We start from the raw sequence: 26641 nt of genomic DNA on the forward strand, positions 1-26641 counted from the left end.
CGCAGATGCGCCCGAGGCCGGGGAGTGTGCTCCATCGCGTTGTTCTGGTTGTGCATTCTTGGGCCCCAATTCCTTGCGCGGTCGCGGTGCCCGGAGACAAGGAGCCGTGAGACTGCAGGCGTATGCCGGGCAACGCGCGAGCGCGTGTTCGGGAATGTGTCGGAGCGGAGGGGGAAGGCGGGGGAGTGCCGTACTGACTGGGTGCCCGGGCGAATGGCCGAGCCTCGGCATAGGTGCCGACGTCGAATAACGTGACCGGACGACGGCCATGCGGTGTCGCAGCCGTGCAAGATCAACGGGCACGTCAATGACGGTGGCCGATCTGCCGGAGAGCAGGACGCGGAGGATCAGAAGAGAGCGCGCGTCACGCTCGATGGTCTCCAGCAGCGCGTGGATTGGTGCCGAGAAGCGTACGTACCAGAACCTCATAAATGCGGCGTCCAAGGGCTGGTTCCGCGGCTGATGACAGACTCAGACCGAGCGGCACTAGATCCGCTATCTCAGTAACACACCAGAATGACTGGATAGTTGAGAATCTTGCAACCTCAGACGGGCTGTGCCACACGTCTTGACGAACTGAGATCTGCAAGCGCATGAGCGATGTTGCCGTGTCGCAGCCTTCCTTTGTGGTTCGAGCGTCTGCGGCGAACGGGTGCTGGTGGGCCTTCCCTCACTCCTTCGCCCACTGTTGCCGACGCCGGCTATCCCGGAGGACAGCGCATGACGGTTTTGCTCGACCCGAGACATATCCATCTCGGGCCTTGAGGAAGACGTGGAGGGAAAAGCCCAAACAGCTGAGGAGTTGGAAGGCGCGGCGCGCCTCAGGGTAGTGGGAAGACTTCGGTATCTCCGGCCGGTTTGTCCGGGAGTCAGTAGAGGGCGGCGGTGCGGTAGAGCGCGCGGACGGACTGCTGTGAGTGCTCAGTGGCCCCGCCAGTTCCGCCAGCAGTGCGTGGGTGCGGGCGTATGGCAGTCACGCGTTGAGGTGATCGCCTCCCACTCGGTTCGTACTTGGCGATGCGGAGGACGTCCTCGCGGCGCTGCTCGGCCTGGCGCCGGCGCCAGCGGAGCTCAGGTCGGCCGGTAGGCCGACGGAAGGCAGCCTGCTTGTACGCGACCGGGCACCAGCGCGGTGAGGGCCCGGCCTGCAGGCGCGGCGCGGTTCCGGTGGTGCCGGCAGTACTTGGGCCGGCCGGTTCTCTCCATCAGCATCCGGCCTGTTCTGGCGGTGTGTCCACCGGACTGTCCGAGTTCTGCGAAGCGCCGTCAGGATCCTGCCCGTCTGGGCACGTAGGGGGTTGTCGGTTGAGGCGGTGGAAGCAGCGTCGGGCGAGGTCGGCGAGGGAGGTGCTGTTGACGATCTCCAGCATGGGGAGGTCGCAGCCGAGTCGTTGCTGGACGGCGTTCATGAGTTCCGCGCCCATGAGAGAGTCGAGGCCGAGGTGGGCGAGGGACTGGTCGGGCGGCAGCCGGTCGGCAGTCGTTTGCAGGATGTTCGCGAGGACTTGGGTGAGGACATCGGTGAGCAGGGCCACGGCGGCTTCGGGTGTGGCGGCGGCCAGCCGTTGGGCCAGCGCCTCATCGGTCCGGAGGGTGTCGTGGTCCGAGGGCAGGACCGGGGAGAAGCGGGGGGCTGTGAGGGCCGGGCTCAGTCGCCGGGCTCGACTCCAGTCGATTTCGGCGACGATGGCGGCGGCGTCGGCGTCGGCGTCTGTCAGGAGGGAGCTGAGCGGGTACAGGAGCTCGCCCGGAGGGACCGGGGGCAGACCGACGGACTGCAGGTACGCGGCCATGCCGCTCCGTGCGGCGTGGCCGACGTCGGCGATTGCGCCCCAGCCGACTGCCAGTGCCGGCTGCCCCGCTCGGCGGCGGGCTCGTGCCAGGGCTTCCAGAAAGACATTGGCCGCCGTGTAGTTGCTCTGGTGGAGGTTTCCGGTCAGCGCGGTGACCGAGGAGCACAGCAGGAACATGGTGAGGTCACGGTCGCGGGTCAGCTCGTCCAGGACGGCCGCGCCGCCCGCCTTCGGGGCCAGCACTCTCCGGAGCCGTTCGTCGGTGAGTTCCGACAAGGGAGCATCATCGAAGACCGCGGCCGCGTGGATGACACCGCGCAAGGGGTGGTCGTGGGTGTCGACGTCGCCCAGGAGGGCGCGCATGGCCGTGGCATCGGAGGCGTCCACGGCATGGGCGGTCACCTGCACGCCTTCGCGCCGTAGCTCGTCGAGGAGCGCGGGCGCCTCAGGCGTGTCCCTGCCGCGCCTGCCGACAAGTGCCAGATGACGTGCCCCCTCGCGGGCGAGCCAGCGCGCGGTGGCGGCGCCGAATCCGCTCAGGCCGCCGGTGACGAGATACGTCGCCTGCGGATCCACGTCGACCAGCGTGGGGTGGTGCTCCAGGTGTGGTGGCGGGTCCAGGGAGATGACGACCTTGCCGATGTGGCGTGAGTGCTGGAGCGCAGCGAAGGCGTCGGTGACCCGGTCGGCTGGGTAGACGTGGTGGAGAATGGGGCCGTAGATGCCCTCGCGCAGGCGCCTGGCGAACTCCGGTCCTTCCTCGGAGGCGATCTCCGGGTGCTGGGTGAGCAGTTCGTTGATGTCGCCCACTGCCGACAGGGTGAGGTTGTTGAGGAAGGGGCGCAGTAGTAGCCGGCTGTTGCCGTACAGGTCGCGTTTGCCCAGCTCGATGAAGCGGCCGCCGCTTCTGAGCGTCTCCAGGCCCCGGCTGATGGCCTCGCCCGCAAGGGAGTTGAGGACGACGTCGACACCCTGGCCGTCCGTGAGGGCCTTCACTTGGTGGGTGAAGTCCAGGGAACGGGAGTCCAGTACGTGTCGGACTCCCAGTAGCCGTAGCAGATCGCGCTTGGCGGGGGTGCCCGCCGTCGCGATGACGTGGGCGCCCGCGTGCGTCGCGTACTGGAGTGCGGCCAGCCCCACTCCGCCCGCGGCGCCGTGCACCAGGACCGTCTCGCCGGGTGCGAGGCGGGCGAGACGGTGCAGGCTGTGGTGGATGGTGAGATACACAGCGGGCAGGGTTGTGGCCTGGCAGAAATCCATGCCGTCGGGGATGTGGCCGACCAGGACCTCCTGGATGGTCGCATGGGAGCGCAGCGTGTCGGAGCCGAAGCCGTGGACCCGGTCTCCCACGGCGAATCCGCTGACTCGGGAGCCGACGGCGGTGACCACACCGGCGCATTCCAGACCGAGAGCCCCGAGGGCGCCGTCCTTGCCGGCTTCCGCGTTCTGCGGGGTGGTGAGCGGGATCAGGCCGAGGGCCTGAAGGACGTCGCGGTAGTTGAGCGCTGCCGCGCGTACCGAGATGAGCACCTCGTCCGGCCCGGGACGGGGTGCCTCGGCGGGTACCCATGCCAGCCGGTAGCCGCGTCCGGGGGTGCGTAGCCGCAGCGCGAAGCCCGTCCCTTGGGGCGCCGGGCTGGACACCGTGAGGGCGGGCTGCGGGTGGATCCGGGGCACGAAGCGGCCGGAGCGGGTGAGGAGGATCTCGTCCTCGGCGGTGGGGTCGGTGAGTTCCGCGGCCAGCCGGTCGGCGTCAGCTTCGGGGCAGCTTCCGTGTTCCAACGAGATGCGCCGGACGGTGAGTTGCGGGAGTTCCGTGGTGAGGCAGCGTGCCATGCCCCATACCGTCGCGGCTTCGGGGGCCAGCGGGGGCTCGGGAGCCGGCAGCGCCCCGGTCGGTGGCGTGACCAGCCACAGAGCGGTGTCCTCGCGCCGTGCGGCGGCCGCGGCCACGGCGCGCAGCGCGGCAAGGCGGCGCACCGTGCGCTCCACGTCCAGCAGCCCGGGGCCAGTGGCGGTATCCGTGCCGCCGATCAGCACGACGACCCCGAGTTTCCCTGGCGTTTCGTCCAGCAGGGCCGACCAGTCGGCGGCGAGCGGGGCACGGCGCACCCGCGCGCAGTCCTCCGGGCTCAGCCGCCGGATGAGTGCGTCCGCGAGCCGGTCGTGTGCGGGCTCCGATGCGATGATCCAGGCATGCGCCTCCTCCGTGGTTGCGGCCGTGGCGGGTGGCTGGGCGGGCGGCCGGGTACGGTACGGCCGCTGGGCCAGGAGTACGGAGGGTGCCCCGGTGGGCTCGGCTCCCGGAAGATCCTGTCCCTGCACGACGGCGTCGTATCCGGCCTGTGCCAGGAGGCTTGCCCACTTGTCGGCAGGCAGCAGAGGTCCGTCGGGCCGCAGGTCCGTGTCGTGTTGGTGCCAGAAGTCGGGGAGAAGGCCGAGGAGCAGGGCCGAGGTGGCCGGGTCGTGGGGCTCGGTGGCGAGCAATTGCCCGCCGTCCGCCAGCAGGCGGCTGATGTGGTCGAGTGCGCGGCGCAGGTCACAGGCGGCGTGCAGCGTGTGGCCTGCCACGACGATGTCGAATTCGGCTTCGGGTAGGCCCTGTGCCATGGGGTTCTGGTCGAGGTCCAGGGTTCGGTAGGTGACGAAGTCGTGGGCGTGGAAGCGCTGTCGGGCCCGGGGGAAGTAGCTGTCGGAGACGTCGGTGTAGACGTAGTGGGTTCGCTCGGGCGGGAGTGCGGGCAGCAGGAGGGCGGTGGTGCCGCCGGTTCCCGCGCCGACTTCCAGGACGCGCAGTGGCCGGTCCGCGGGCCAGGTACGGATGAGGGCCGTAAGGACGGTGAGGGTGGCGCGGGCGTCGAACCAGGACATGCCGCCGGTGGTGTGCAGTTCCTCCATCAGGGGCCGGTTGGTTTCGGCGAGCAGGATGTCCTCCGGGGCGCGGCGGCCGCGCAGCAGCTCGGGGAGTTGCGTGCCGCCGGTGCCGAGGAGGGTGAGCTCCACGGCGAGGCCCGGGTGCCGTTGGGCAAGGGCCTGGAATCGCCGATGTGGCGCCGGGGTTCGTAGCGGCTGCCAGCGGCGGGTGTTCCCGCTGCCCAGGGACGCGACCAGACCGTGGGATCGCGCCGCCTCCAGCAGCACCCCGAGCAGCTTTGTGTACCCGTGCGGTACCCCCGCCTCGACCAGGTCCTCCACTGTGAAGGGGCCCGCTCCCGCGTCGGGAAGCACGTTCGCGACCGCGGCTGCCCCGAAGTGTGCCGCCAACTCCCTTGCCACATCCGCTACATGGGCACGGTCGCCCTGGCGCGCGGCCGCACGCAGATCGTGCAAGGCCGGTCCGCATGCGCGGGCCACCTCGGCGGGGCCGGGCAGTGGGCTGGGCCCGAGGTCCTGGCCGGGGCGGCAGGCCGCGCGCATCACGGTGACGTGGTGGAGGGGGCCGGTTGTCCGGGGCTTGTCGACCCGCCGCAGTCGTACGCCTTCCAGAAGCAGGCAGATCTGGCCGTCGGGATCGGCGACGACGAGGTCCAGCAACGCATCGCGTCCTGACCGGGCTCGCAGGCGGGCGTGGAAGTGCCCGGCGGCGGGCAAGGGTTGCCATGCGCGGACCCTGTCGATGGACGCGGGGAGATACGGGACACCCTGTACGGCGAGGTCTTCCAGGAGGACCAGACCGGTCTGGACGGCTCCGTCCAGCAGGGCGGGGTGTGCCTCGTAGGCGGACAGCTCGGCTTCGGTGGTGTAGCGGGTCAGGGCCTGGTCCGCGCCGATGTGCAGTTCTTCGCTGAGGACCAGGAAGTCCGGCCCGTACCGGACGCCCGCACGCTCGATCGCGCGGTAGAAGTCCGCTGCCGTACGGCGCTCGATGAGGCCGGTGGCGAGGTGTTCGGTGTCGAGGCGGTCGGGCCGGGGTTCGAGGAGCCTTCTGACCCGTCCTCGGGCGTGCTCCTGCCAGGTGTCGGTGCCCTCGCCGCGGCTGGCGATCCGGGTGATCCCGTCGTCCGTCGACAGCGTGGTCTGGATATGGATCTGTCGGTCGTCGTCGAAGGGCAGCACCAGTGCGTGGGGGATGGTGAGATCCGTGATCTCCACGGCGGTGTCCCATGTTCTGCGGCCTGCGGCCAGCGCCATCTCCACGTAGCCCGTGGCGGGCATCAGCACGGCTTCGGCGATCTTGTGACCCGACAGCCAGAGTACGCGCGCCGGGTCGAACGCACCGTGCCAGGTGGGCTCGGCCACGGCGGCGCGCTCGCCCAGCAGGGGGTGGCCGGCGGTGCCGGTACCGCAGCGGCGCACCCATGAGGTGGGGCCGCCGTTCCAGTGGCGCTCGCGCACCCATGGGTAGGCGGGCAGGTCCACCACCCGGCCGGTCCGGGGGAAGAAGACGTCCGTGGTGCCTTGGGCACCCGCGGCCAGCAGCGTGCTGACGGAGGCGCGCACGGCGGTCGGCCCGGGCACGTCCCGGCTCAGTGTGGGGACGACGGTGATGGGGGAGGAGTGCTGCTGATCACGGACCGGCCGCCGCAGGTAGCTGCTGAGAACGGGATGCGGTCCGACCTCGACGAAGATGTCGCAGCCCCGTTCCCTGAGGTGGCCGACGGCGGGCGCGAACAGCACCGGGTGGCGCAGGTGCGCCACCAGTAGGCGGCGTCCATCTCGGGGCCGGCGAGTACGGTTCCCGTGGTGGCTGACGCGTACGGCGTATGCGCACGCTGGGCCTTCAGCGAGGCCAGTGCCGCCAGCAGGCCGTCCTCCAGGCCGTCCATGGCGCGGCTGTGGAAGGCGTACTCCAGGCCCAACTCATGGCAGGAGATGCCGCTTTGCCGCAGTTGACGGACCAGCTTGGCCAGGGCGGCCTTGTCACCGCTGATGGTCACGTCCCGCGCCGTGTTGACCCCGGCGATCTCCAGCCGTCCGGCGTACGGCCCCAGCAGAAGCCCGGCGGACTCCTCGTCCGTGCCGAGCGCCGCCATACCCCAGTCGCCGGCAGTGGTCGCCTGGGCCCGGGAGCGTTCCACCACCACCCGGGCTGCCGCATCCAGTTCGAGTACGCCCGCGGCCCACGCGGCAGCCATCTCGCCGGAACTGTGCCCGACCACCCCGGCCGGCCGGACCCCGAACGACCGCAGCATTGCCACGAGGCCCACCTGCACGGCGAACAGCAGCGGCTGGGCGACATCGGTGGTGTCCGGACGCCGCTCTCCCTCCGCCGCGGTCAGCTCCGATAGTACCGACCACCCCAGCAGCGGGCGCAGCGCATCGTCCGCCTCGGCCACCGCCGTCCGGAAGGCCGGCTCGGCCGACACCAGTTCCGCCGCCATTCCAGGCCACTGCGACCCGTTGCCGGAGAACGCCAGCGCCACCTGCCCCCGCTCGGCGGCGGCCGCCAGGGCACCGGCGATCTGCCGCTCCCCGGCAGCCAGCCGGTGCAGGAGGTCCGCCGCCCCGGCAGGGCTGTCGGACAGCACGGCGGCCCGGTGCTCGTGGTGGCCGCGTCGGCGGCAGGTGGTGAACGCCAGGTCGTAGAAGTCCTCTTCCGCGCAGGCGGCGAGCCGCTCGGCCATGCGCCGGGCCGCTGCGGTCGTGGCGGCGGGGGTACGGGCCGATACGACGATCGGCAGTGGTCCGGGTCCTTTGGGGCGTGCGGCGGTGGCCCCGCGCCGTTCCGGCCTGGGGGCGAGGGCGATATGAGCGTTCGCGCCGCCGAAGCCGAAGGAGTTCACGCCGGCCACCGGATGCCCGCTCGGTGGCTGCTCCAGGGCGCGGAGCTCGGTGGCGGGGGCGAGCCGCAGACCCTCGAAGTCGATTGCCGGGTTCAGCGGGAGGGCGTGGAGGTTGGCGGGCACCTGCCCGTGCCGGAGGACCAGCATGGCCTTGAAGAGCCCCGCCATGCCGGACGCCGGTTCCAGATGGCCCAGTTGGCTCTTGACCGAACCCACCGGCAGCACCCGGCCCGACGTCCGCCGGAGACCGAGAGCCTGTCCGACGGCATGGCACTCCGCGGGGTCCCCGGTCGGAGTACCGGTGCCATGCAGCTCCAGATAGGCGACCTGGTCGGCGGCGACACCTACCGCCTCGTACACCTCGCGCAGCAGCGCTTCCTGGGCTTTGGGACTGGGCTGCGCCAGTCCCGGGGTGCGCCCGTCTGTGTTGACGGCGCTGCCCAGGATGACCCCGTGCACCCGGTCGCCATCCGCCAGCGCACGCGCCAGCGGTTTGAGGACCACCAGGCCGCCGCCCTCAGCCCGTACGTAGCCGTCCGCCGCCGCGGAGAACGTACGGCAGCGCCCGGTAGGCGAGAGCATGGATGCCTTGGCGAACCCGACGAACTCGAACGGACTCAGCAGCACATGGACACCGCCCGCCAACGCCATCCGGCTGCGCCCCGCACGCAGCGCCTCGCACGCGTGGTGCACAGCGACCAGGGCGGAGGAGCAGGCGGTGTCGACGGCGAGACTGGGGCCGTGCAGGTCCAGGAGGTACGAGACCCGGTTGGCGACGTTCGACAGGGCACCACCGGTCATCGTGTAGGCGTCGGTCGACCTGTCCTCCAGCCCCTGCAACACTCCGTAGGACGGGCTGGAGACACCCGCGTAAACCGCGGTGTCCGACCCGGCGACCGACGCCGACGCGATACCGGCGTCGTCCAGGGCTTCCACCGCCATCTCCAGGAAGAGCCGCTGCTGCGGATCGGTCCGACTGGCCTCGCGCGGCGACATGCCGAAGTACCGGGCATCGAAGCCGTGGACGTCGTCGAGGAAGCCCCCGGCGACGGTGTACGTCTTCCCCGAACGCCACGGGGTCGGGTCCAGCCAGCGAGCCGGGTCGAACCGGTCGGGTGGGACCTCGCCGACCAGGTCCCGCCCCTCGGCGAGCGCGGACCACAGCCCGTCAAGTGTGGTGATACCGCCCGGGAGGCGGCAGGCGCACCCCACGACGGCGATGGGGGCGCGAGGCGGCAACGGCGTCATGGTGGGCTCCTTTCACCGGGCGGATCCCATGGGTCGGATCTCACCGGGCGGAGAGGTCGGGCAGGTCCCGCAGCAGCGCCGGATCGACATGGCGCATCGGCATCAGGAGGTACAGGGCGGCAGTCCCCAGAGGCAGGTGGTATCCAGGCGCTCCGCACACCCAGGCACCGAGCGAGAGCGCGCCGAGCACGAGCGGCGGCACCATGCCGGCTCCTGGCGCCGCGGCGACGTCCGTGGGCACGGGTATCAGTGGGTCGACCCGGTAGTCCTCGGGGGCCAAGTGCTGTGGCGCGACCCACCGCCATACGACAGAAGGAAGTTCGCCGTGATTTCCCATCGGTACGACGGCGTTCCCGCCAACCCAGGCATGGCCCGACTGAAGGACGTAGCGGGCGACACCGAGCGTCAGCAGCGGGACGAGAGTGCCGCCGCGATGAGCCGGGTGGATGCAGGCACGGCTGATTTCCACCAGGTCACCATGGAGCCGCCGGTGTCGGCTCAGGTCGAAGTACGCGTCGGAGTCGAGACGCCCGGCGGCCGCCGCGCCGCGGGGCGGCAGCAGACGGCAGGTGGCCACGACGGCTCCGGTGACCGTCTCGTGTACGAGCAAATGGTCGCAGTGATCGTCCAGGTCGTCGATGTCGTGGCCGGCCAACGGGACGCCGGCCCCCGTACGCTCCCGTCCTCCCATCTCCCTCACGAACACCAGGTGCCGGAGCCGCTGGGCAGCTCGTACCTCGTACTCGTGCCGTGTCAGAGAAAGCGTGTAGCCGGCGTGCCAGTTGTCCGCAGAGGGGGCGACGGGGGCTTCGGGCGGCATGGATCCCCTCCGGTCACGGGCCGGTCCGTCACGGTGTGGCGACCGTTCCCTCGGCGCCGGTCACCTGGTAGGTCCCCGCCGGGACCTTGCTGGTGACGCACACCTGGTTGAGCCGGGTATCCACGATGGTCCCGGTGCCCAAACCGGTGGCCGTGCCCCCGCCCGGACTGGTCAGCGTGGTGTTGACCTGTAGCAGAGCAGGTCCGCCGGTCACCGGAAGAGTCATCGTCGCCGTCCCCGAAGTGACCTTGTACGTCCCGCTGTTCGTCACTAGCTTCGCCCCTGGAATCACTGGCGCGGAGACGATGCAGCTGCTCCCCGCCGGGACGACGGTGGCCGTTCCGAGCCCGCCCATGGCGGACGTGCAGGTGTCTCCCGTCCCCGTGAAGGTACCCTTGTAGCTGGCGGACTCTCCGGGTTCGGAGGGGTCGGTCCCCACCATCAGTTTGCCGGTGCCGTTGAGGCACCTCTCCAGGACTTGCGCCGTGGACGGTGCCGAGGACGCGGGTGACGTCGCCAGCCCCACCCAGGCTCCGGCTGCTGCCAACGGCAGCAGCAACGAGCCCACGGCGACGTACCGCCTCCGCTGCCGGGCGAACGATTCCTTGAGTTCCTTGACTTCGCTGAAGATCACGGCGCTGCTCCCTCCCGCCTCCACCTGGCTGTTGGACCGCATACGTATGCGCGGTCGTGCCACAGGTGCTGTGCGCATACCCGGGGCTCTTCGAGCGCGTGCCGGGCACGGCTTTCCTGCCAACGAGCATGCTCTGAGCTGCGCGGTGTGCCCAGTTGCAGGGGAGGGGCTTGCGGGAGCGGACCCCCAGCGCTGGATGCGTGCCACGGCGCCTTTCACCAAGGCACGGCTCTACGGTGCGCCCCCGTACCGGTCAAGCCGCCTTGGCCACCAGTTCCACCTTCCGGCGACCGCCATGAACGCCGGCATCACCAGCCCGCGCACCAGCATCAGGTCGATCACCAGCGCGGCGGCGAACGTGAAACCCATCAGCTTGATACCAGGGACTTGGGCGGTCGCCAGTGCACCGGTGACGATGAGGAGGATGAGGGCCGAGGCAGAGATCAGCGGCCCTGCGTCGCGCAGTCCGGCGACCACCGACGCGCGGGTCTCGCCGGTCTGCCAGTACGTCTCCGCGACGCGGGACACCAGCCACAGTTCGTAGTCCATGCCGATACCGAAGGCGATGCAGGCCAGGAGTGCCGGCAGTCTCATATCGAGGGAATCCCTCGCCGAAGCGCCCACCAGTCCAGCCAGGTGCCCGTTCTGGAAGACCCACACCGCGGCACCGAAAGCAGCAACGAAACTGAGGGAGTTCATGACGAGCGCCTTCAGCGGAAGGACGACGCTCCCCGTGAAGGCCCAGAGCACCGCACCGGTCGCGCACACGATCACCAGGGCGACGGGGCCGAGCATCCCTCCGACCGCGTCCTCACCGTCGATCAGGGCAGCGGTATCACCGCCGACCAGCACGGGACCCGGGGCAGGATGCGCACGTAGCTGCTGGACGAGATGGCGCGCCTGCTCGATTGAGGAGGCGAAGGGCGTGACGACCGCGACCCAGGTACCGCGGGCATCGGACCGTCCGATCTCACCGTAGGAGCGCTGCAGATGCCCTGCCCGGTACACCCCACCGGGCCCGCCGACCGCCAAGACTCCTGGCAGACGGGAGAGTTCCGCGGTGTAGGCACGTGCCTGGGGTGGTGGCGTGTCCGGCAGTACCACCCTCGGCGTGGCCCCACCGGCCAGCGGAAACTGGGCCTGGATCTGCTCGGTGGACATCCGCCACTGAGCTTGGGGTGCGGTCCACCAGTCGTACGGGGTACCGCCGAAGCGCACCCCCAATGCGGGCGCGGCGAGCACCAGCAGCACGGATGTGGCAGCCAGGAGCACAGGGCCGGGACGACCGATCACCCATCGGGCCAGCGCGGCCCAGCATTCTCCGGCACTGCGACCGCCTCTGACAGCCGATCGGCCTGATGTGCGCAGTCGGCCCCGGTCGATGCCATGACCAAGGAGGGACAGCAGTGCCGGCACCACGGTCAGTGCGGCCCCGGCAGCGAAGACGACCACCGACAGTGCGGCCCAGCACAGGGAGCGGAAGAAGCCCATGGGGAACAGTGCAAGCCCGCTCACGGACAGCAGGACGGTCGCCGCGGAGTACGCCACGGTCCTCCCCGCGGTCGCCACCGTGACCTCCAGCGCCGCGGGCACCGCATGCCCGGCTGCCAGCTCCTGACGGAACCGGCTCACCAGGATCAGGCTGTAGTCCACCGCCAGTGCGAAGCCCAGGGCAGTCGTGATGTTCAGGGCGAAGAACGACACCTCGGTCACCCTGGTCAACGCCGCGAGCACAGCCGTGGTCGCTGCCAGGCCGAAAGCCCCGACCACCAGCGGTACCGCCGCGGCGACCAACGACCCGAACACCCACACCAGCACCACGGCAACCAGCGGTACGGCCAACGCCTCAGACCGGACCAGGTCGTGCCGGACATCCACCGCCACTTCACGTTGCGCAACCACCGTGCCAGTGGCGCTGATCGTGAACACCCCGTGGCGCCCCGTGAACTGGTCCACTATCGCGTCGTAGTGCCTGGCGACTTGCCGGTTGTCACCGTCCAATCGGACCCTGATCAGTGCCGCACGCCCATCCGACGACTTGAGCCGGATATCGCTGGTGTTCCACACCGACTGCGCATAGGTCACACCCGGCACACGATTCAGCTCAGCGCCCAGATGCCGACCCGCCGCCACAATCGACGGATCGGTAACCGGCGCCGGAGCCCGTGCCACCAACAGCAGTTGAGCACTCCCCGCCCCGAACCGCTCAGCGAGCACGCGCTCGGCACGCGTCGACTCGGCAGCGGAATCCTCGTACCCCCCACTGGACAGCCGGTCAGTCACGCCCCATCCGAAGGCACCACAGCACACGAAGAGCACAGCACACGCCACCACAACCGTCCACCGGTGGCGCTGTATCTGTCTACTGAACCAACTGCCGTACCTGCCGGGACTCGGACCGCCTGCCCGCCGCCTCATACCGCTATGCCTCGCCACCGAACAACGTCCATCGGAAACTCCAGCCCATCCCGACTACCCCGTTGCGAAGGGCCCTACGCGGGGCAGCCGGAGAAGACACGTCATGTCGACGCTGACCGTCATGCGGACAAGCGATGCGACGAGGCCCACCAGCCGCCTCAATACGTCTTCGCTGGGCAGGTGATGCGCGTCCACACGGTGAAGCGCAGCAAGATCCAGCGGGCGGTTCCGGCAGCGGACACCCTCTCAGCCACCGCGCGAGTGTTCGTGGTGTTGGACACCTCGGCCCGGTACACCTCAGCAGGATGCGCCAAGATCTCGCCGAGGTGGTCCTTGGAGTGGACACGCACCGGGATGCTCATGTGGCTGCTGCGTTCTCCCTGGTGGGGGCAGTGGTCGGCTCCGAGGTGTTCCCGGCTACGGCGGCTGGGTACCGCGGACTGCTGGAGTGGGGCAGGGGGCTGGGCACGGTGCGGTGGGCCGGGGTGGCACCGCCGAGAGCGTCCACGACCTGCTGCGCTGGCAGGACCGCGACATGTGCAAGCGGCATGAGGATCCCACCGGCGTCGTCCTGGACTCGCGGACGGTACGGGCCTGGGTGAATGCACCGAAGGACACGACCGGGCTGGACCCGGGCAAAAGAGCCCGGGCCGCAAGCCAGGCATTGCCACCGATGTCCTTGGCCTGATCACCGTCGTGGTCGTGGTCGTGGTCGCCGCGAGCGTGCACGACCACGCGATCGGGATCGCCCTGCTGGACAAGGTCGCCGCAACCGCACCCGCGGTGACCAAGAGCGGGGTGGACGCCGGGTTCAAGCAGGCCGTGGTCGAGCACGGCGCCCGCCTCGGCATCGACCTGGAGATCGTCCAACGTGAGCCCGGGACGAGAGGGGCCACCCCGGAACCCAAGAGATGGGTGGCGGAGCAAACGGCGCCCCCGACCACCGGGCCGCCGGCAGGTTGCGCCTACTGGGCGCAGCGGAGAGCGTCCGGAGATTGACGTCCTGTGCCTTGTGCGCCTGTGGGTTGGGCTGTGCGGCTGGGGTCAGTCGTCGTGGACGCGTGTCCGTCGCGTTCGGTTCCGTGAAGAGCCTCACGCTATTTCTTTGCGCCCGGTGTCGACCGGATGCCGCTTGCCGGGCGTATGCCCAGTGAAGCGAGAGATCCGGGAGTGGCTGTTGACCGTCGAGGAGTTCGAAGAGTTCTACGCCCAGACGGTCGCGCGGCTCACGGGACAGTTGTACGTGATGGTCGGCGACCTGCACGAGGCGCAGGACGTGGTGCAGGAGGCGTTCGTCAAGGGGTGGAGTCGGCGTCGGCAGCTTGACCGGGACGGCCAGCCCGAGGCGTGGATCCGTACCGTGGCCTGGCGGTTGGCTGCGAGCCGGTGGCGCTTTCGGCGCCGCTCGGCCGATGCCTGGAAACGCAGTGGTGCGCCACCGCATGTCGAGGGGCCGGGTCCGGAGCAGGTGGCGCTGGTGGAGGCGCTGCGTACGTTGCCTGCGCAGCAGCGCCGGATCATGACATTGCACTACCTGTGCGATCTCACGGTCGAACAGGTCGCCGGTGAGACGGGGCTGTCGGCGAGCACCGTCAAGACCCACCTGAGCCGGGGGCGGTCGGCCCTCGCTGATCGCTTGCAGGATCCGCGTATTGAGGAGGCCCCTGGTGACTGAGCCCCAGGACCCGTTGCGGTCCCTGTTCCAGCAGGCGGCCCAGGCCGGGCAGATGCGCAGTGAGGCGGCGCCGGTCGCCTACATCGCCGATCGTGCCAGGCGAGCCCGGCGGCGGCGGGTCGCCGGCTTCGCCGCAGCGGTGTGCCTGGCCTTCGGCGGTGGGGTGGCCACCGCTGTCGCGCTCCTGCCTGACCGACCGGCACCCGTCGCTCCGGCGACCAGTCCCTCGCCCAGCAGGCCCGAGCCCGCACCTACCAGCCAGCCTCCAAGCCCGCCCTTCCCCGGGCGGGGGACGACGGGTCCCACGCCCACCGCCAGCTCGACAGGCAGTGCGTCCACATCGCCCGGTGGACGCCCGACACACACGCCGCCGCCGTCCGCCACCAGCACCGAGCCCCGGTCGACCGCCACATCGCCCTGATCCGGCCACCGCAGCCGTGACCCGGCGGTCGCCACCGGGCGATCGCGCACGTCCTCACACACCCCAAGGAGCCCGATATGCCCCCTATGTCACCTAGTCTGCGTGAGCGCATACGCGCCGCTCCCCGGCACTCCGCGCCCCCAGCACCGCCGCCACCGCACTCCCGACCCCGACCCCCGGCCTGGGCGACCCCCCGCGTGCAGCGGGACCTTCTGAGCCGGCGGGCGCTGCGATGGGGTCGAGCCGACCGCGAGGTGCTCTGGCTGTACCTGTTGACTCGAATATCCCTCTGGATCACCGCCTACTGTGCGCGCTGGCTGTTCCCGCCCAACCCCGAAACCCACAACCCCGGCCCCGCCCTCACCCCCTTCGAGCACTGGGACTGGGGCCACTTCCTCCACATCGCACGCGACGGCTACTTCCCCGACCATGGCGGCCCGTGGCAGAGCCACTGGGACAACCGGGAGGCGTTCTTCCCCGGCTTTCCACTGCTGCTGCGCGCGGTCCACACCGTCCTGCCGAACTGGACGACGGCCGGACTGTTGATCTCACTGACCGCCGGAGCCGTCACCGTGGTGGCCCTGGCCCGCATCACCCGACTCCACCTGCCCGACACCGGTGCCGGGCGCAGAGTCGTACTGATCTTCCTGGTCTCCCCCTGCGCGATCTTCCTGGCCGTCGGCTATACCGAGTCCCTCTTCCTCGCCTTCGCGCTCCCCGCCTGGCTCGCAGCCCAACGCCACCACTGGCCCCTGGCCACCACCCTGGCCGCCCTGGCCACGACCGTCCGTGTCAGCGGCCTGTTCCTCGCCGCCGCGCTCGCCCTGCAATTCCTCCTGTCCCTCCGCACACGCTGCGACCTACGCTCCCTACCGTGGCTCACCCTGCCCGCCCTGCCCGCCGCCCTCTACAGCTGGTACCTGCACGCCCACACCGGCGATTGGCTGGCCTGGAAACACGCCCAAGAACGCGGCTGGTACCGCACCTTCCACACTCCCTGGGAAGCCTGGGCCAACACCTGGCACAACGCCTTCGACCACACCCAGACAACCGGCTACGCCATCCTGTTCCAGGCCGAACTCGCCGCCATGATCGTCGGCTTGCTCCTGCTCGGCCTACTGGCCCGTCAACGCCGCTGGCCCGAAGCCCTCTACATCGCCCTCAACCTGTACGCCCTGGGAACCTCCTACTGGTACATGTCCATCCCCCGCGCCACCCTCCTGTGGTGGCCACTGTGGATCGCCCTGGCCTCCAAAAGCCTGCGCATCCCACGGTTCCACTCCGCCTACCTCTGCCTCGCCACACCGCTGACCGCAGCCTTCGCCCTGACGTTCCTCACAGGACGCTGGGCCGGCTGAGTGGGTTTTCTGCGGACTTTCTCCCATTTCAGCTTGAGTCAGCCTCTTGGTGGACGGTTCGTGAGTTGATGTTCGTTTCGAAGTGAGGCTTGGGACAGGTGTGCTGGCCGCGGTGCCGGCTACTGTCGCCGGGTAAGGCAGCCGGTGTCGGCTTCGGTGAGGATGCCGAGTTTGACCAGGCGCTTCTGCTTGGCCCGGGTGCCTTCGACGCTCTTCGGCGGCAGTTCATGGCCAAGGGCCTGGCAGGCGTCCTTGGCCCGCAGGGGGGCGGTCGACTCGTTGAAGGCGGCGAGGATGCGCGGGTAGTCCGGGTGCTCGGGCAGTTCGGGCGGGGATGCGGGGAGCCGGTCGGCGAGGCTGGTGACGGTCTTGCGGGTGATCGCGAGGTGCGCGAGGTGTGTCTCGGCCTCCCTCAGCCGGGTCTGCAGGTCGTCGATCTGCGTGCGAAGGTCGTCAGCCAGGGCCCGGGCGGCTTCCTCTTGCAGGTCCAGTGCCTCAAGGAGGGGGCGAACGTTCACGCGCTCACCGCCTCCTCGCGCCAGATGGAGGTGTTCGTGCCGGTGAGAGGGCGGATCATGACATGGGACATCGCCCGATAGACGCGGGAGGCGGACGAGGCGGTGCGGTGCTCGTCGTCACGGACCAGGCGTCGGTGCAGTATCAGGATCCCGTAGGTCTGCTCGACTCTCCACCGCTTCGATTGCGGCAGGAATCCCCGGTAGCCGGGGTCGCGTTCGACGATCTCGACGTCGATCCCCAGGCCGGCGCCGTGTTCGACGACCTGGTTCTTGAAGCCCTGGTCGACCAGGGCTTTGCGGACGGTGTCGCCGGTGTGCTCGGCGACCTGGTCCAGCAGGGCGATGCCCGCGGTGTTGTCGTGGACGTTCGCGGCGAGGACGGCGACCGCGATGACCAGGCGAGGACGTCGACTGCCACGCTGCGTCTGCGGCCCGGTACCCGTTTGGCCGGATCGTAGCCGGTCGTGGCGGCGGGGATCCCGACGGCCGCGTGGACACTCTGGGTGTCCAGCACCACCAGGGTCGGGTCCTCTCATCGTCGGGCGCGTTCGCGGACCTGGCAGCGCAGGAGTTCATGGATGACCTGGTCGGTTCCGTCGTCCCGCCAGGCGGCGAAGTAGTAGTACGTCGCACTCTTTCTGCGGCAGGTCGTGCGGGAGGTGGGCCCACTGGCAGCCGGTCCGCCCCTGATAGAGGATCGCGTTCACGATCTCCCGCATGTCGTAAGCGCCCTGATGACCGCTGACCGAGCGGTGCCGGTCCTTCCACGCGGTGATCACCGGCTCGATCAACGACCACTGCTCGTCCGATAAGAGGTCCTAACAAAGGCGTTGGACGTGTCTGTAGGTGATGAGACATGTAGCGAGTCCGAGGAAGGCTTCATGGATGTCGTCCCGTCGCTCCCATCGGATGCGCAGGCGACGGAAGCCGTGCAGCCAGGCGATGGTTCGTTCGACGACATATCGGAAGACGCCCAGGCCGGAGCCGTGTGGCTCGCCTCGCCGCGCGATCACGGGACGGATGCCGCGCTGCCACAGCAGACGCCGGTACTTGTCGTGGTCGTAGCCGCGGTCGGCGAGCAGTGCGTCGGGTCGGTGCCGGGGTCGGCCGACAACCCCGGCGACAGGGGGGATCTTGTCGAGCAGAGGCAGGAGCTGGGTGACGTCGTTGCGGTTGCCGCCGGTCAGCGACACCGCGAGCGGGATGCCTTGGGCGTCGGTGACGACGTGGTGCTTGCTGCCCGGCCGTGCGCGATCGACCGGACTGGGACCGCTTTTGGGCCCCTACGGGCCGCCCGCACATGGGAAGAGTCGATCACCGCCCGGGACCAGTCCAGCTTCTTCGCCGACCGCAGCTTCTTCAACAGCAGCACATGCAGCTGGTCCCACACCCCGGCGGCATTCCAGGCGGCCAGCCGCCGCCAGCAGGTCATACCCGAACCAAAGCCCAGCTCCTGCGGCAGGTACTCCCACTGGATGCCGGTGTGCAGCACGAACAGGATCCCGCACAACGCCTGCCGGTCCGGCACCCTCGGCCGCCCCTCAACCAGCTTCGGCCCCGGCTTGGGCAGCAACGGCTCGACCAACGCCCACAGTTCATCCGACACGATCCACGGCCGCGACTGACGTTTCCCCACGACCAGACCAACGAGCAAATAGGCCAGCAGTCACATGATCAACCACTTCTGTTAGGACCTCTAAGTCGCTGGGGTACGGCTTGCGTTCACTCACTCCGCCAACCCCAGCAGACCCCGCACCACGAATCCGCGGATTCCGCCCCCGCCTCACACCATCAGACGACCACAGAACGACTCAAAGACTCACGAACCGTCCACTCAGAAACGGCCTAGCCGCCCACCAGCGCGGCCACCAGGCGCGTCATAGAGGGGCGCGGGTCAGGTGTGCCCGGCCAACTGGTCATCAGGAGGTGGTGGGCGGTGCCGACGACGGCAAGGGCCACCGTGGCCGGGTCGACGGTCTCCGCCACCCGGCCAAGTCCCCGCTCGGCCTTGAGGTAGTCGGTGATGGCCTCTTGGATCGCGGTGAAGCCGGGCGCCCCGCCTTCCAGGGCCTCGCGGATGCGCAGCGTGGCGGCGGGGCGGTTCATGGCCAGGCCCGAGATGGCGGGACCGCCGGAGTCGAACAGTGCGAGGGCGACGGCCTCAAGGTTCCGTGCCACCGTGCCCTGCCCGGTGAGCCCCGACAGTTCCTGCGCCTGTGCCGCCGTCCGTGCGAACCGGTCGAGACAGAGCTCGGCCACGAACTCATCGAACCCCGCGAAGTGCGCGTGCAGCAGCCCCTTGGCGCAGCCTGCTTCGGTCGTGACGGACCGGCTGGTGAGCGCGCCAGGCCCATCCCTTTCCACGACGCGCTCAGCGGCCGCGAACAGCCGCTCGCGTACGTCCGGCGTCGCCACTCCACGCGGTGACATGGGCTCTCTCTTCCGTTCCGCCTCCGTCGCCCTATGGGGTCAACTTCTTGGATGGTATCGGGGATTGCCAGTTTGGGCATACGCCCATACTGTTTGGGCGCATGCCCATTCTCCGTCGTCCACCACAGGAGGCACCCGTGCCGGACATTGTCAACATCGAGCAGGCGCAGGCATGGAACGGCCCAGAAGGAGTCCACTGGGCCCGTAACCAGGACCGCTGGAACGCCGTGAACGAGGGCTTCAACGAGCCGCTCCTCGACGCCGCCGGAATCACCGGGGACCACCAGACCCTCGACCTCGGCTGCGGCTCCGGGCAGACCACTCGACTGGCCGCGCTCTGGGCGCCCCAAGGGCGCGCGCTGGGTCTCGATCTGTCCGGCCCGATGTTGGCCGAGGCCCGGGCCCGCGCAGAGCAGGAGGGCATCGCCAACGCCTCCTTCACGCAAGGCGACGCGCAGGCGCACCCTTTCGAGACGGGCGCGTTCGACGCGGCGATCAGCCGCTACGGGGTGATGTTCTTCGCTGACCCCGTAGCGGCATTCGGCAACGTCTGCCGGGCGCTGCGGCCCGGCGGGCGCCTGGCGTTCGTCTGTCCGGCCGATGCCACGCTCAACGACTGGGTCATGGCGGTGGCAGCTCTGCGTGACTTCCTGCCGGTCGGCGACTTCGGGCGGCCGGGGCTGCCCGGCATGTTCTCGCTGGCCGCCCCGGATCGCATCCGCGACGTCCTCATCGCGGCCGGCTTCACCGGCATCACCATCAACCAGGCACAGGCGTATGGGACATGGGGGTATGGAGCTGAGGACGCGGCGGAGTTCCTGCTGGGGACGGGACCCGGTCGCCACCTGATGGAGCAGGCCGACGCGACCGCACGGGCCCGCGCCCACCGCACCCTGGCGGACCATCTGCGCGACCACGAGGCGGCGGACGGCACGGTCCGGCTGCGCAGCACGTCATGGCTGGTCACGGCGGACCACCCGGCTGCTCCGTCAGAAGCGCTCTAGCTGGGCACTGTAGCCAAGCTCCCGTCTGCCTCGCGCCCCTCAGGGGCACCATCCGTGCGGCATTGACTGAATTGCCGTCCCTCCACTGCTCCTTCCTGCCCCCTCGTGGCCTTCTCGCCCCCCTCTCGCGGCATTGGCGGGACGTTTCGGCCAGGCAAGCATTCTCATGGGTCGTTCGTTGGATTGGTCGCAATGCCCGTCACGTTCGCTCTCGTCCACCACGCGTAGGAGATAGGGGAGGCACATCATGGTGCGGGATTTGACGAACCGGCAGAGGCACGTGGGTCGGAGAATGCGAGTCGGCGTAGGCGTGGCGGTGCTGGTGGGCGGACTCCTCCCACCGATGGTGGGCGCTGACAGCGCGGCTGCGCAGACGAACCAGCAGACGAGCTTCACGAGTCCTGGCGTGTTCACCTTCACGGTTCCTGGCAGCCCCACCGACGTGAAACTCCTGACCATCAGGGTCTGGGGCGCCGGGGCCAGCGGGGGTGGCGGAGCCGGTGGCGGTGGTGGTGGCGGAGGCGGAGGTGGTGGCAACGCCCTTCTCGCGCAGGGTGGGGGAGGCGGTGGTGGGGGTGGCGGTGGCGGCGGAGGCGCCAGCGGCGGTGGCGGCGGCTCCGGCAGCGTCGTGAAGTGCACCGAGGTACTTGTCGGCGGCGTGGCCTTGACCGTCGTGGTGGGAGCGGGGGGAAGCGCCGGCGGCGCGGGGACCGGCGGCAATGGCGGCGTCGGCGGCAGCGGTGGTGGTCCCTTCCCTGGCGGTTCCGGCAGTGCAGGCGGCTCCGGCTCCCTCGGTGGAGCTGGACAGGACAGCTCGGTGGGTCTCACCGCGGCGGTGGACCTGGCCTTCGCCTCCGGCGGCTCCGCCGGCACCAGGGCCCCGACGGGCGGCAGGGGTGGTTTCGGTGGCGCTGTCGGCGGGCTCGGCGGGGCCGGCGGGATGGGCGGCGGAGGTGATGGCGGCGGCACCACCACCGGATCCGGCGGCACCGGCGGCGGAGTATCACGGTGTGTGGGTGTCCCCGCCGCCGCGGTGAACGGCAATAACGGTAACGCCGGCGCCGTAGGCAGCTCCGGTACGGCCGGCGGCAGTGGTGGAAGCCAATCGAGCGGTACGGGCGGGGCCGGCGGCAGTGGTGGCTCCGGCGGCAACGGTGGCAGCGGCGGGAGCGGTGGCGCCGGGATCACCGTCGACGGGTTCACCTTCGGGGCCGGAGCCAGCGGTGGCGGTGGCGGCAAGGGTGGCGCCGGCGGGGCTGGTGGCGCCGGCGCCACCAGTGGCGGTGCTTCTGCCGCCAGCGGGTCTGCCGGTAGCACCGGGGACAACGGCGTGGCCGGAAACGTCGGCGGAAACGGGGCCGTCGTCATCGACGTGACGCCAGTTCCCTGACCTGAAACGGTTCTGCCGTCAATGGTCGGAGTAGCGGATCACGGTCGCGCGCTATGTCGCCGTGAGTTGTCCGATGCCGAGCGGGAATACGTCCGGCCCTTGTTTCTCAGTCCGATCGGGGCCCCAGACGGCAGGACGACCGCGAGCCCCCATACGGCCCGGACTCTCGCCTCCAGCAGAGCTGGGGGAGGGCGAGATAGAGCAGAGATCCGCCGGACACGGCCTAGTCCCGGTCGGGGCGGCTCCGAAGTGCCGCCCCGACCGGCGCGTCAGGTGACGCGCAGGGTCAGCGCCGCAGTGTGCAGCTTTCCGCCGGTCTGGAACTGGAGAAACATCCGCCAGTTGCCCGCCTTGGGCAGCATGGAGTGGAACGACAGGTCCGGTCCGCCGTGGTCACCGCTCACCTTGGTCTGCGGGGGACAGGTGCGCGAACGCCTGGTCGCCCTCCTGGAAGGCGGTGAGGTGGGCGTAGGTGTCCAGGTAGGGCTGGAGGTCGGTGACGGGTTTGCCGTCTTTGCTGATGTTGACCGTCATGGGGTGAGCCATCCCGGCCATCAACCCGCCCCCGGCCTTGAAGCCGACAGGTCAGATCACCGGTCCGACCACACTCCCGCCCGGTACCCGCGAGGCCGCGACCGTTTAGGGCTGACGCCCGCGATGACGGTCACGTGATCAATGTGAGAGGAAGGGCGCGCATTCCGGTCGGGTGGGGCCCGGCGGAAGGGGGCTTCGGGGCAACTGAGACCGAAACTGAGACCGAAACTGAGACCAGCCAACGACGAAGGCCCCGATCGGGACCTTCATTTGCCCGGGTGGGCGAGCGCGGAGGCCGCGAGATGCGAACTTGCGAGGGGGCTCCCCCATGCTCAGTCCACGCTGTGACGGCCTCTGCAGCGTCGTCCGCTTTCGCATGGAGCCCGTGCCCGGCGCGTAGCTGCAGGTGGTGGTGCTCCCCTCCTGGGAAGTCCAGCGCGATCTGAGCAACACGAGTGGTGACGGCGGGTCGTCGAGGACTTGAATTCACCAGCAGCTGGTCACTGGTGAGCGTGGAGTCCGTCTGTCAGGTAGCTGTGGCTGTGCCGCCAGCCGCCCTGCACTCGTACGGCGTCCGCAAGATGTGGGTGGTCGTCCTGGAGCCCGGTGTGCTCGTGCTCGGCGAGAGCGGGCTCGTTAGGCGGCCACAGCCACATGGCCAACAGGCCCCCGGTCAGGGCGATGACGCCCAATGCGACCACCGCCGACTGCAGGCCGGCCGCCGCGCCGAGCCAGCCGGCAAGGGGGTACGTCAGCAGCCAGCAGCCGTGCGAGAGGGAGAACTGCGCAGCGAAGGCGGAGGCGCGCTCCTCGGGCGGTGCCGCGCGGCGTATCAGGCGGCCGGTCGGCGTGAGCACCATCGAGCAGGCAGCGCCGAAGGCGGCCCAGGTGAGCAACAGTGCGGGCCAGCGCCAGCCGCCGCTGCCGACCGCCGTCAGGGCGCCGAGTGTGGCGAAGACGAGGGTGAGCAGCAGGGCTCCTCGGAGCATCACCGTGCGGTCGGAGACCCGGTCGAGAACGCGGGGCAGCAGCAGAGCGACGAGCATGGAACCGCCGCCATAGGCGCCGAGTGCGAGCGACACGTCGGCGGCGCCGCGGCCGAGCTGCTCACGGACGTACACGACGCTGTTGACGGTGACCATGGCGCTCGCTGCCGCCACTGCGAGGTTGAGCGCGAGCAGGGCCCGCAGTTGTGGGGTGGCGAAGAAGAGGCGGGAACCGGCGGTGGCCCTGGCGTACCCGCTCCCGCCCGGCGTTTCCGTTGTCGCGTGCGGTTTCGGCAGGATCGCGGAGACCACCAGGGCGGCGGAGGCCAGGAACCCGGCCACGGTGCCCAGGAACAGCCAGTTGTAGGTGATCAGGGACAGCAGGGCGGCGGCGAGCGCGGGGCTGAAGAGGCTCTCCAGGTCGTATGCCAGACGGGACAGTGACAGCGCCTGGGTGTAGTCGCGCTCGGCCGGCAGTACGTCCGGGATCACGGCTTGGAACGTCGGTGTGAACGCGGCCGACGCCGACTGGAGCAGGAAGATCAGGACGTACACCTGCCAGACCTGGTCCACGAACGGCAGCATCAGGGCGACCGTGGCGCGCGTCAGGTCCGCACCGACCATCAGGGCCCGGCGCGGCAGCCGGTCGGCCACCGCGCCGATGGCGGGGGCGATCGCCACGTACGCCACCATCTTGATCGCCAGTGCGGTGCCGAGCACCGAGCCGGCGTCGGAGCCCGCGATGTCGTAGGCGAGCAGGCCGAGGGCAACCGTGGCCAGACCCGTGCCGACCAAGGCGATGACCTGGGCGGTGAAGAGGTGGCGATACGTGCGGTTGCGCAGTACGGAAAGCATGCGGCAGTCCCTTGGTCCTGCGTGGCGGGCACGACTGCCCTCCACTGTATCTATAGGTGCGCATCTGCGCACATGTTGATTTCAGATTGTGTCGGCGGCCTGACGCTGCCGGCCCGCCGGGCCTCTACGCTGTGTGCATGCCTGCACGCGAGCCTCTTCCACCTGCGCCAGGTGCGCACCTGCGCCCCCCGGACAGTGCACGTCTGATGGAGGCGACCGAGGTGTTCGCGTTGCTGTCGGACATGACCCGGCTCCACCTGCTGTGGCTGCTGGCGCAAGGCGAGTCGGACGTCAGCTCGCTCGCCGAGCAGTGCACCGTGTCCAGGACGGCGGTGAGCCAGCATCTGGCGAAGCTACGGTTGGCAGGGCTGGTGGAGACGCGACGGGAGGGGCGGCACATCCACTACAGCCTCCGGGACGGGCATCTGCGGCGGTTGGTGATGGAGGCTCTGAGTCATGCCGATCACCGCGTCAGCGGCACGGCCGTTCACGACTGACCTGGAGGGTGCAGTCCCGCCGAGCCGGACGCATGCCGCGGGGCCGGCGAGGCCGGTCAACGCGGGGCTCTCGTCCGCATGCCGTCTCTTGCTCGATCAACCGGTCAGTGGAGAAGTAGGCCGAGGGCTCCGGCGGTGACGACTACGTACGGTTCGGGGGCCTTGAAGCGGCACAGCAGGGCGAGGGTGGCCAGGGCTATCGCGGTGGTGGGGATGTTGGTGACGGCCTGGCGGGTCAGGACGACCACGGCGCCGCACAGGGCGCCGCCCGCGGCGGCGGTGGCGCCGGTGACGAACGTCGTCGGTGAGGCGCACCAGCTTGTACGCGGCGATGGCGATGATCGCCATGACGGCGGGGGCGATGCCGTAGAAGAGAGCCTGTACCGCGCTCAGGCCCGCGTAGTGGGCGTAGACGGCGGCGACGCCGGTGACCATGAGGAACGACGGGGCGATGAACGCGAGCGCGGTTGCCGCCGCCCCGAGCACGCCCCGCCTGAGGTAGCCGACCCACATGGCGACCTGTGCGGCCAGCGGGCCGGGCATGGTCTGGCCGAGGGCGACGTCGTTGAGGAAATCCTGTTCGGCGATCCAGCCACGCGTTTCCACCAGGTCGCGCTGCATGTAGCCGACCACGGCGATGGGCCCGCCGAACCCGAGCGTGCCCAGGCGCAGGAAGTACCGCAGCACGGCGGCGAAGCCCGGGTCGCCCGTTGCTGTGGCCGTGGCTCGTGCGGGGGTCTCGGTGTCGCCTGTGCTGCTGGGTGTCGACGGAGCCTCGGAGCTCATACGGGACCTGTAACCACGGTTGCACTTTTCTATCAATGGGCCCTCGGCTGCTCGCCCTGTCAGATGGTGATGACGTTGACCGCCAGCGAAGCGAGGGTGGCGAGGGCGCGGGTCTGGGCGTAGCGGCGTGGTTCTGCCGAAGGGCGGACGTCGGCGTAGAGGCTGAGGAAGACGTACGTGAGGACGGGGGCGGCCCAGTCGTTGGCGGAGAAGCCCGGCAGGCCGTCCGTGTTCAGCTGCGTCATGTTCGCCGAAGTCCGCCACAGGTAGACGGAGGCCGCGGACAGCACCGCGACCGCGGCCATGTCGGGCCATGCGGTCCCGGGAAGCCGCCAGGCCGCCACGGCCAGCGCGAGAACGCCGGTGACAGCGGCGGTCAGCGCGATGTGGGCGGAGCTGAATGTTTCGGGCGACGAGGCGATGACGAGGGCCATGGCGTGATCCCGGGGACTCGTGCGGATGGTCGGACGAGGTGGGGGAAGCCAAGTCACCGGCGGAGGCTGGCGGGTGCTTGGTCAGGAGGGGGTGCGCCCTATCAGCATGGCTCGGCGGTGGTACTCGTACAGGCCGTCGAAGAGGGGGCCGGTCAGCTCCAGGATCCGTTCGTCGTCGCAGATCATGGACAGGCCGCGCAGGACGACGTCCAGGCCGGGGGCTTCCGCGGTGTCGTAGCGTTCGTCGTCGAGATCGGCCTCGTGGACGATCTCGGCGAGTTTCCACAGCACCGGGTCGGTCAGGTCGTAGTGGCGAAGGATCGTCTCGAAGGAGCAGTCGCCGCCGTGGTGGCCGAGCTGTACGCCGCGCATGTCGAACGCAGTGGCGTCTTCCGGGACCTCGGAAGGGTCGTTGACGAAGACGAACTCCGCTTCCTTGTCGATGTGTTGGCGGATGAGCCAGGCGCAGGCGGCCCGGTCGATGTGGATCCTGGCGCGGGTCGCCCACTTCATGCGTTCTCCGGGTGGTTTGCGGTCTTCGGTGCTGCGCCGAGGGGGTTGTTGTCCGGTTCGTCGGCGAGGGTGCGTACGGCGGCGTGTGCGCGGTCGCGTTCGGGGGGCGGGAAGAAGTCGCGGCGGTCGATGCGTCGCAGTTCGGCACGCAACCTGCGTACGACGGATGCGGTGTTGGCGGCGTCGGCGGTCTGGGTTGCCTGGTCGATGACGGCTTGGTACTCGGCGGCGCGGGCTGCGGCCATGGCGGCGGCCAGTTCGCGTTCCTGGTCGCGGGTCGCGGGGCGGGCCAGCCAGATGGCGGCGGTGCCGCCTGCCTCGATCGCCTCGTCGGCGATCCACTCCAGCTGTTCGCGGGTGCGGGCGTCGGCGGGCAGCGCGACCAGCCCGTCGGAGAGTTGGGCGACGCCCAGGCGCTTGAGCTTGCGCCAGACCGCGATGCGGGGAGAGGAGGGTTCGCGGGGCATCCGGTAGGAGAGCAGGACCCACTCGCCCGGGTCGTGGGTCGACCGGTCAGCGGCCATGGCGTGTGCCCGTCCGTGCAGTGGACGTTGTCCGGTCCATCAACGCTCCCCATGGCCAGTACGTGCTGAATGCAACCAGG

21 protein-coding genes and 2 pseudogenes are annotated in these 26641 nt (G+C 69.9%); 6 read left to right on the top strand and 17 right to left on the bottom strand.

Annotated elements, in window-relative coordinates; all coding sequences use genetic code 11:
- Positions 1-1205: 1205 nt before the first annotated feature.
- From MOV08_RS37765 to MOV08_RS37790, 6 genes and pseudogenes are all read right to left on the bottom strand, one after another.
- A complete protein-coding gene (locus MOV08_RS37765) occupies positions 1206-4691 on the bottom strand; it encodes an SDR family NAD(P)-dependent oxidoreductase (protein WP_420834318.1) in 3486 nt (1161 codons plus the stop codon).
- Between the two features lie 521 nt (positions 4692-5212).
- A pseudogene (locus MOV08_RS44265) lies at positions 5213-8764 on the bottom strand (polyketide synthase family protein); the annotation flags it as partial.
- A 40-nt stretch (positions 8765-8804) separates the two neighbouring features.
- Entirely contained in the window at positions 8805-9584 is a 780-nt protein-coding gene (locus tag MOV08_RS37775) for a GNAT family N-acetyltransferase (protein WP_275310637.1), read from the bottom strand.
- A gap of 28 nt (positions 9585-9612) precedes the next feature.
- Complete coding sequence (locus MOV08_RS37780; RefSeq protein WP_159030957.1) at positions 9613-10218, bottom strand: hypothetical protein; 606 nt, start codon at positions 10216-10218, stop codon at positions 9613-9615.
- Positions 10219-10449: 231 nt separating this feature from the next.
- The gene (locus MOV08_RS37785) at positions 10450-12501 is read right to left on the bottom strand and encodes an MMPL family transporter (RefSeq protein WP_275310638.1); all 2052 of its coding nucleotides are present in this window, start codon (positions 12499-12501) and stop codon (positions 10450-10452) included.
- 293 nt (positions 12502-12794) lie between these two features.
- Positions 12795-12998, bottom strand: coding sequence for a hypothetical protein (locus MOV08_RS37790; RefSeq protein ID WP_275310639.1), 204 nt, complete (start codon positions 12996-12998; stop codon positions 12795-12797).
- An 86-nt stretch (positions 12999-13084) separates the two neighbouring features.
- Here MOV08_RS37790 and MOV08_RS37795 point away from each other — a divergent pair, with 86 nt between their 5' ends.
- From MOV08_RS37795 to MOV08_RS37810, 4 genes are all read left to right on the top strand, one after another.
- Positions 13085-13324, top strand: coding sequence for a hypothetical protein (locus MOV08_RS37795; RefSeq protein WP_275310640.1), 240 nt, complete (start codon positions 13085-13087; stop codon positions 13322-13324).
- The gene (locus MOV08_RS37800; protein ID WP_275312014.1) at positions 13231-13635 is read left to right on the top strand and encodes a transposase; all 405 of its coding nucleotides are present in this window, start codon (positions 13231-13233) and stop codon (positions 13633-13635) included. Before MOV08_RS37795 ends, MOV08_RS37800 begins: the two co-directional genes overlap by 94 nt.
- Before the next feature lie 178 nt (positions 13636-13813).
- On the top strand, positions 13814-14311 hold the full coding sequence (locus MOV08_RS37805) for a SigE family RNA polymerase sigma factor (RefSeq protein WP_275310641.1): 498 nt from the start codon (positions 13814-13816) through the stop codon (positions 14309-14311).
- A gap of 498 nt (positions 14312-14809) precedes the next feature.
- Positions 14810-16090 (top strand): mannosyltransferase family protein, encoded by a 1281-nt coding sequence (locus tag MOV08_RS37810; protein WP_420834243.1) that lies wholly within the window; start codon positions 14810-14812, stop codon positions 16088-16090.
- A gap of 119 nt (positions 16091-16209) precedes the next feature.
- Here MOV08_RS37810 and MOV08_RS37815 read toward each other — a convergent pair whose 3' ends face one another.
- The 4 genes and pseudogenes from MOV08_RS37815 to MOV08_RS37830 form a co-directional block, all read right to left on the bottom strand.
- A complete protein-coding gene (locus MOV08_RS37815) occupies positions 16210-16608 on the bottom strand; it encodes a hypothetical protein (protein WP_275310643.1) in 399 nt (132 codons plus the stop codon).
- Positions 16605-17420: pseudogene (locus MOV08_RS37820) on the bottom strand (IS5 family transposase); the annotation flags it as partial. The pseudogene MOV08_RS37820 and the gene MOV08_RS37815, both read right to left, overlap by 4 nt.
- 6 nt (positions 17421-17426) lie before the next feature.
- A protein-coding gene (locus tag MOV08_RS37825) for an IS5 family transposase (protein WP_420834110.1) occupies positions 17427-18244 on the bottom strand; the annotation gives its coding sequence in 2 pieces (ribosomal slippage) (positions 17427-17893 and positions 17893-18244; 819 coding nt in all).
- 209 nt (positions 18245-18453) lie between these two features.
- Entirely contained in the window at positions 18454-19038 is a 585-nt protein-coding gene (locus MOV08_RS37830) for a TetR/AcrR family transcriptional regulator (protein ID WP_275310644.1), read from the bottom strand.
- A 137-nt stretch (positions 19039-19175) separates the two neighbouring features.
- On the opposite strand from MOV08_RS37830, the gene MOV08_RS37835 reads away from it, so the two are divergent.
- On the top strand, positions 19176-20042 hold the full coding sequence (locus tag MOV08_RS37835) for a class I SAM-dependent methyltransferase (RefSeq protein WP_275310645.1): 867 nt from the start codon (positions 19176-19178) through the stop codon (positions 20040-20042).
- Positions 20043-21701: 1659 nt separating this feature from the next.
- Here the strand turns inward: MOV08_RS37835 and MOV08_RS37840 are convergent.
- The 3 genes from MOV08_RS37840 to MOV08_RS37850 form a co-directional block, all read right to left on the bottom strand.
- Entirely contained in the window at positions 21702-21836 is a 135-nt protein-coding gene (locus MOV08_RS37840) for a hypothetical protein (protein ID WP_275298633.1), read from the bottom strand.
- Entirely contained in the window at positions 21826-21978 is a 153-nt protein-coding gene (locus MOV08_RS37845; protein ID WP_275310646.1) for a hypothetical protein, read from the bottom strand. Before MOV08_RS37845 ends, MOV08_RS37840 begins: the two co-directional genes overlap by 11 nt.
- Before the next feature lie 488 nt (positions 21979-22466).
- Positions 22467-23807, bottom strand: coding sequence for an MFS transporter (locus MOV08_RS37850; RefSeq protein ID WP_275310647.1), 1341 nt, complete (start codon positions 23805-23807; stop codon positions 22467-22469).
- Positions 23808-23944: 137 nt separating this feature from the next.
- On the opposite strand from MOV08_RS37850, the gene MOV08_RS37855 reads away from it, so the two are divergent.
- Positions 23945-24304: an ArsR/SmtB family transcription factor gene (locus MOV08_RS37855; protein ID WP_039642696.1), complete on the top strand. Its 360-nt coding sequence runs from the start codon at positions 23945-23947 to the stop codon at positions 24302-24304.
- Positions 24305-24400: 96 nt separating this feature from the next.
- Here the strand turns inward: MOV08_RS37855 and MOV08_RS37860 are convergent, their stop codons facing one another.
- From MOV08_RS37860 to MOV08_RS37875, 4 genes are all read right to left on the bottom strand, one after another.
- Complete coding sequence (locus tag MOV08_RS37860; protein ID WP_275310648.1) at positions 24401-25090, bottom strand: chromate transporter; 690 nt, start codon at positions 25088-25090, stop codon at positions 24401-24403.
- A gap of 59 nt (positions 25091-25149) precedes the next feature.
- On the bottom strand, positions 25150-25524 hold the full coding sequence (locus MOV08_RS37865; RefSeq protein WP_275310649.1) for a hypothetical protein: 375 nt from the start codon (positions 25522-25524) through the stop codon (positions 25150-25152).
- Between the two features lie 81 nt (positions 25525-25605).
- Entirely contained in the window at positions 25606-26037 is a 432-nt protein-coding gene (locus MOV08_RS37870) for a chromate resistance protein ChrB domain-containing protein (RefSeq protein ID WP_275310650.1), read from the bottom strand.
- The gene (locus MOV08_RS37875; RefSeq protein WP_275310651.1) at positions 26034-26561 is read right to left on the bottom strand and encodes a Chromate resistance protein ChrB; all 528 of its coding nucleotides are present in this window, start codon (positions 26559-26561) and stop codon (positions 26034-26036) included. The genes MOV08_RS37870 and MOV08_RS37875 overlap by 4 nt, the downstream gene beginning before the upstream one ends.
- Positions 26562-26641: the final 80 nt, after the last annotated feature.

It is taken from the genome of Streptomyces yunnanensis, from assembly GCF_029011865.1.
Lineage (GTDB): Bacteria > Actinomycetota > Actinomycetes > Streptomycetales > Streptomycetaceae > Streptomyces > Streptomyces yunnanensis.

What these genes read in the sequence shown, in the direction of transcription:
- MOV08_RS37870 (WP_275310650.1), bottom strand. Translation starts at nt 26,037, where the DNA reads ATGAAGTGGGCGACCCGCGCCAGGATCCACATCGACCGGGCCGCCTGC.
- MOV08_RS37845 (WP_275310646.1), bottom strand. Translation starts at nt 21,978, where the DNA reads ATGGCTCACCCCATGACGGTCAACATCAGCAAAGACGGCAAACCCGTC.
- MOV08_RS37810 (WP_420834243.1), top strand. Translation starts at nt 14,810, where the DNA reads ATGCCCCCTATGTCACCTAGTCTGCGTGAGCGCATACGCGCCGCTCCC.
- MOV08_RS37830 (WP_275310644.1), bottom strand. Translation starts at nt 19,038, where the DNA reads ATGTCACCGCGTGGAGTGGCGACGCCGGACGTACGCGAGCGGCTGTTC.
- MOV08_RS37775 (WP_275310637.1), bottom strand. Translation starts at nt 9,584, where the DNA reads ATGCCGCCCGAAGCCCCCGTCGCCCCCTCTGCGGACAACTGGCACGCC.
- MOV08_RS37865 (WP_275310649.1), bottom strand. Translation starts at nt 25,524, where the DNA reads ATGGCCCTCGTCATCGCCTCGTCGCCCGAAACATTCAGCTCCGCCCAC.
- MOV08_RS37765 (WP_420834318.1), bottom strand. Translation starts at nt 4,691, where the DNA reads ATGGAGGAACTGCACACCACCGGCGGCATGTCCTGGTTCGACGCCCGC.
- MOV08_RS37860 (WP_275310648.1), bottom strand. Translation starts at nt 25,090, where the DNA reads ATGAGCTCCGAGGCTCCGTCGACACCCAGCAGCACAGGCGACACCGAG.
- MOV08_RS37790 (WP_275310639.1), bottom strand. Translation starts at nt 12,998, where the DNA reads ATGAGCATCCCGGTGCGTGTCCACTCCAAGGACCACCTCGGCGAGATC.
- MOV08_RS37850 (WP_275310647.1), bottom strand. Translation starts at nt 23,807, where the DNA reads ATGCTTTCCGTACTGCGCAACCGCACGTATCGCCACCTCTTCACCGCC.
- MOV08_RS37875 (WP_275310651.1), bottom strand. Translation starts at nt 26,561, where the DNA reads ATGGCCGCTGACCGGTCGACCCACGACCCGGGCGAGTGGGTCCTGCTC.
- MOV08_RS37855 (WP_039642696.1), top strand. Translation starts at nt 23,945, where the DNA reads ATGCCTGCACGCGAGCCTCTTCCACCTGCGCCAGGTGCGCACCTGCGC.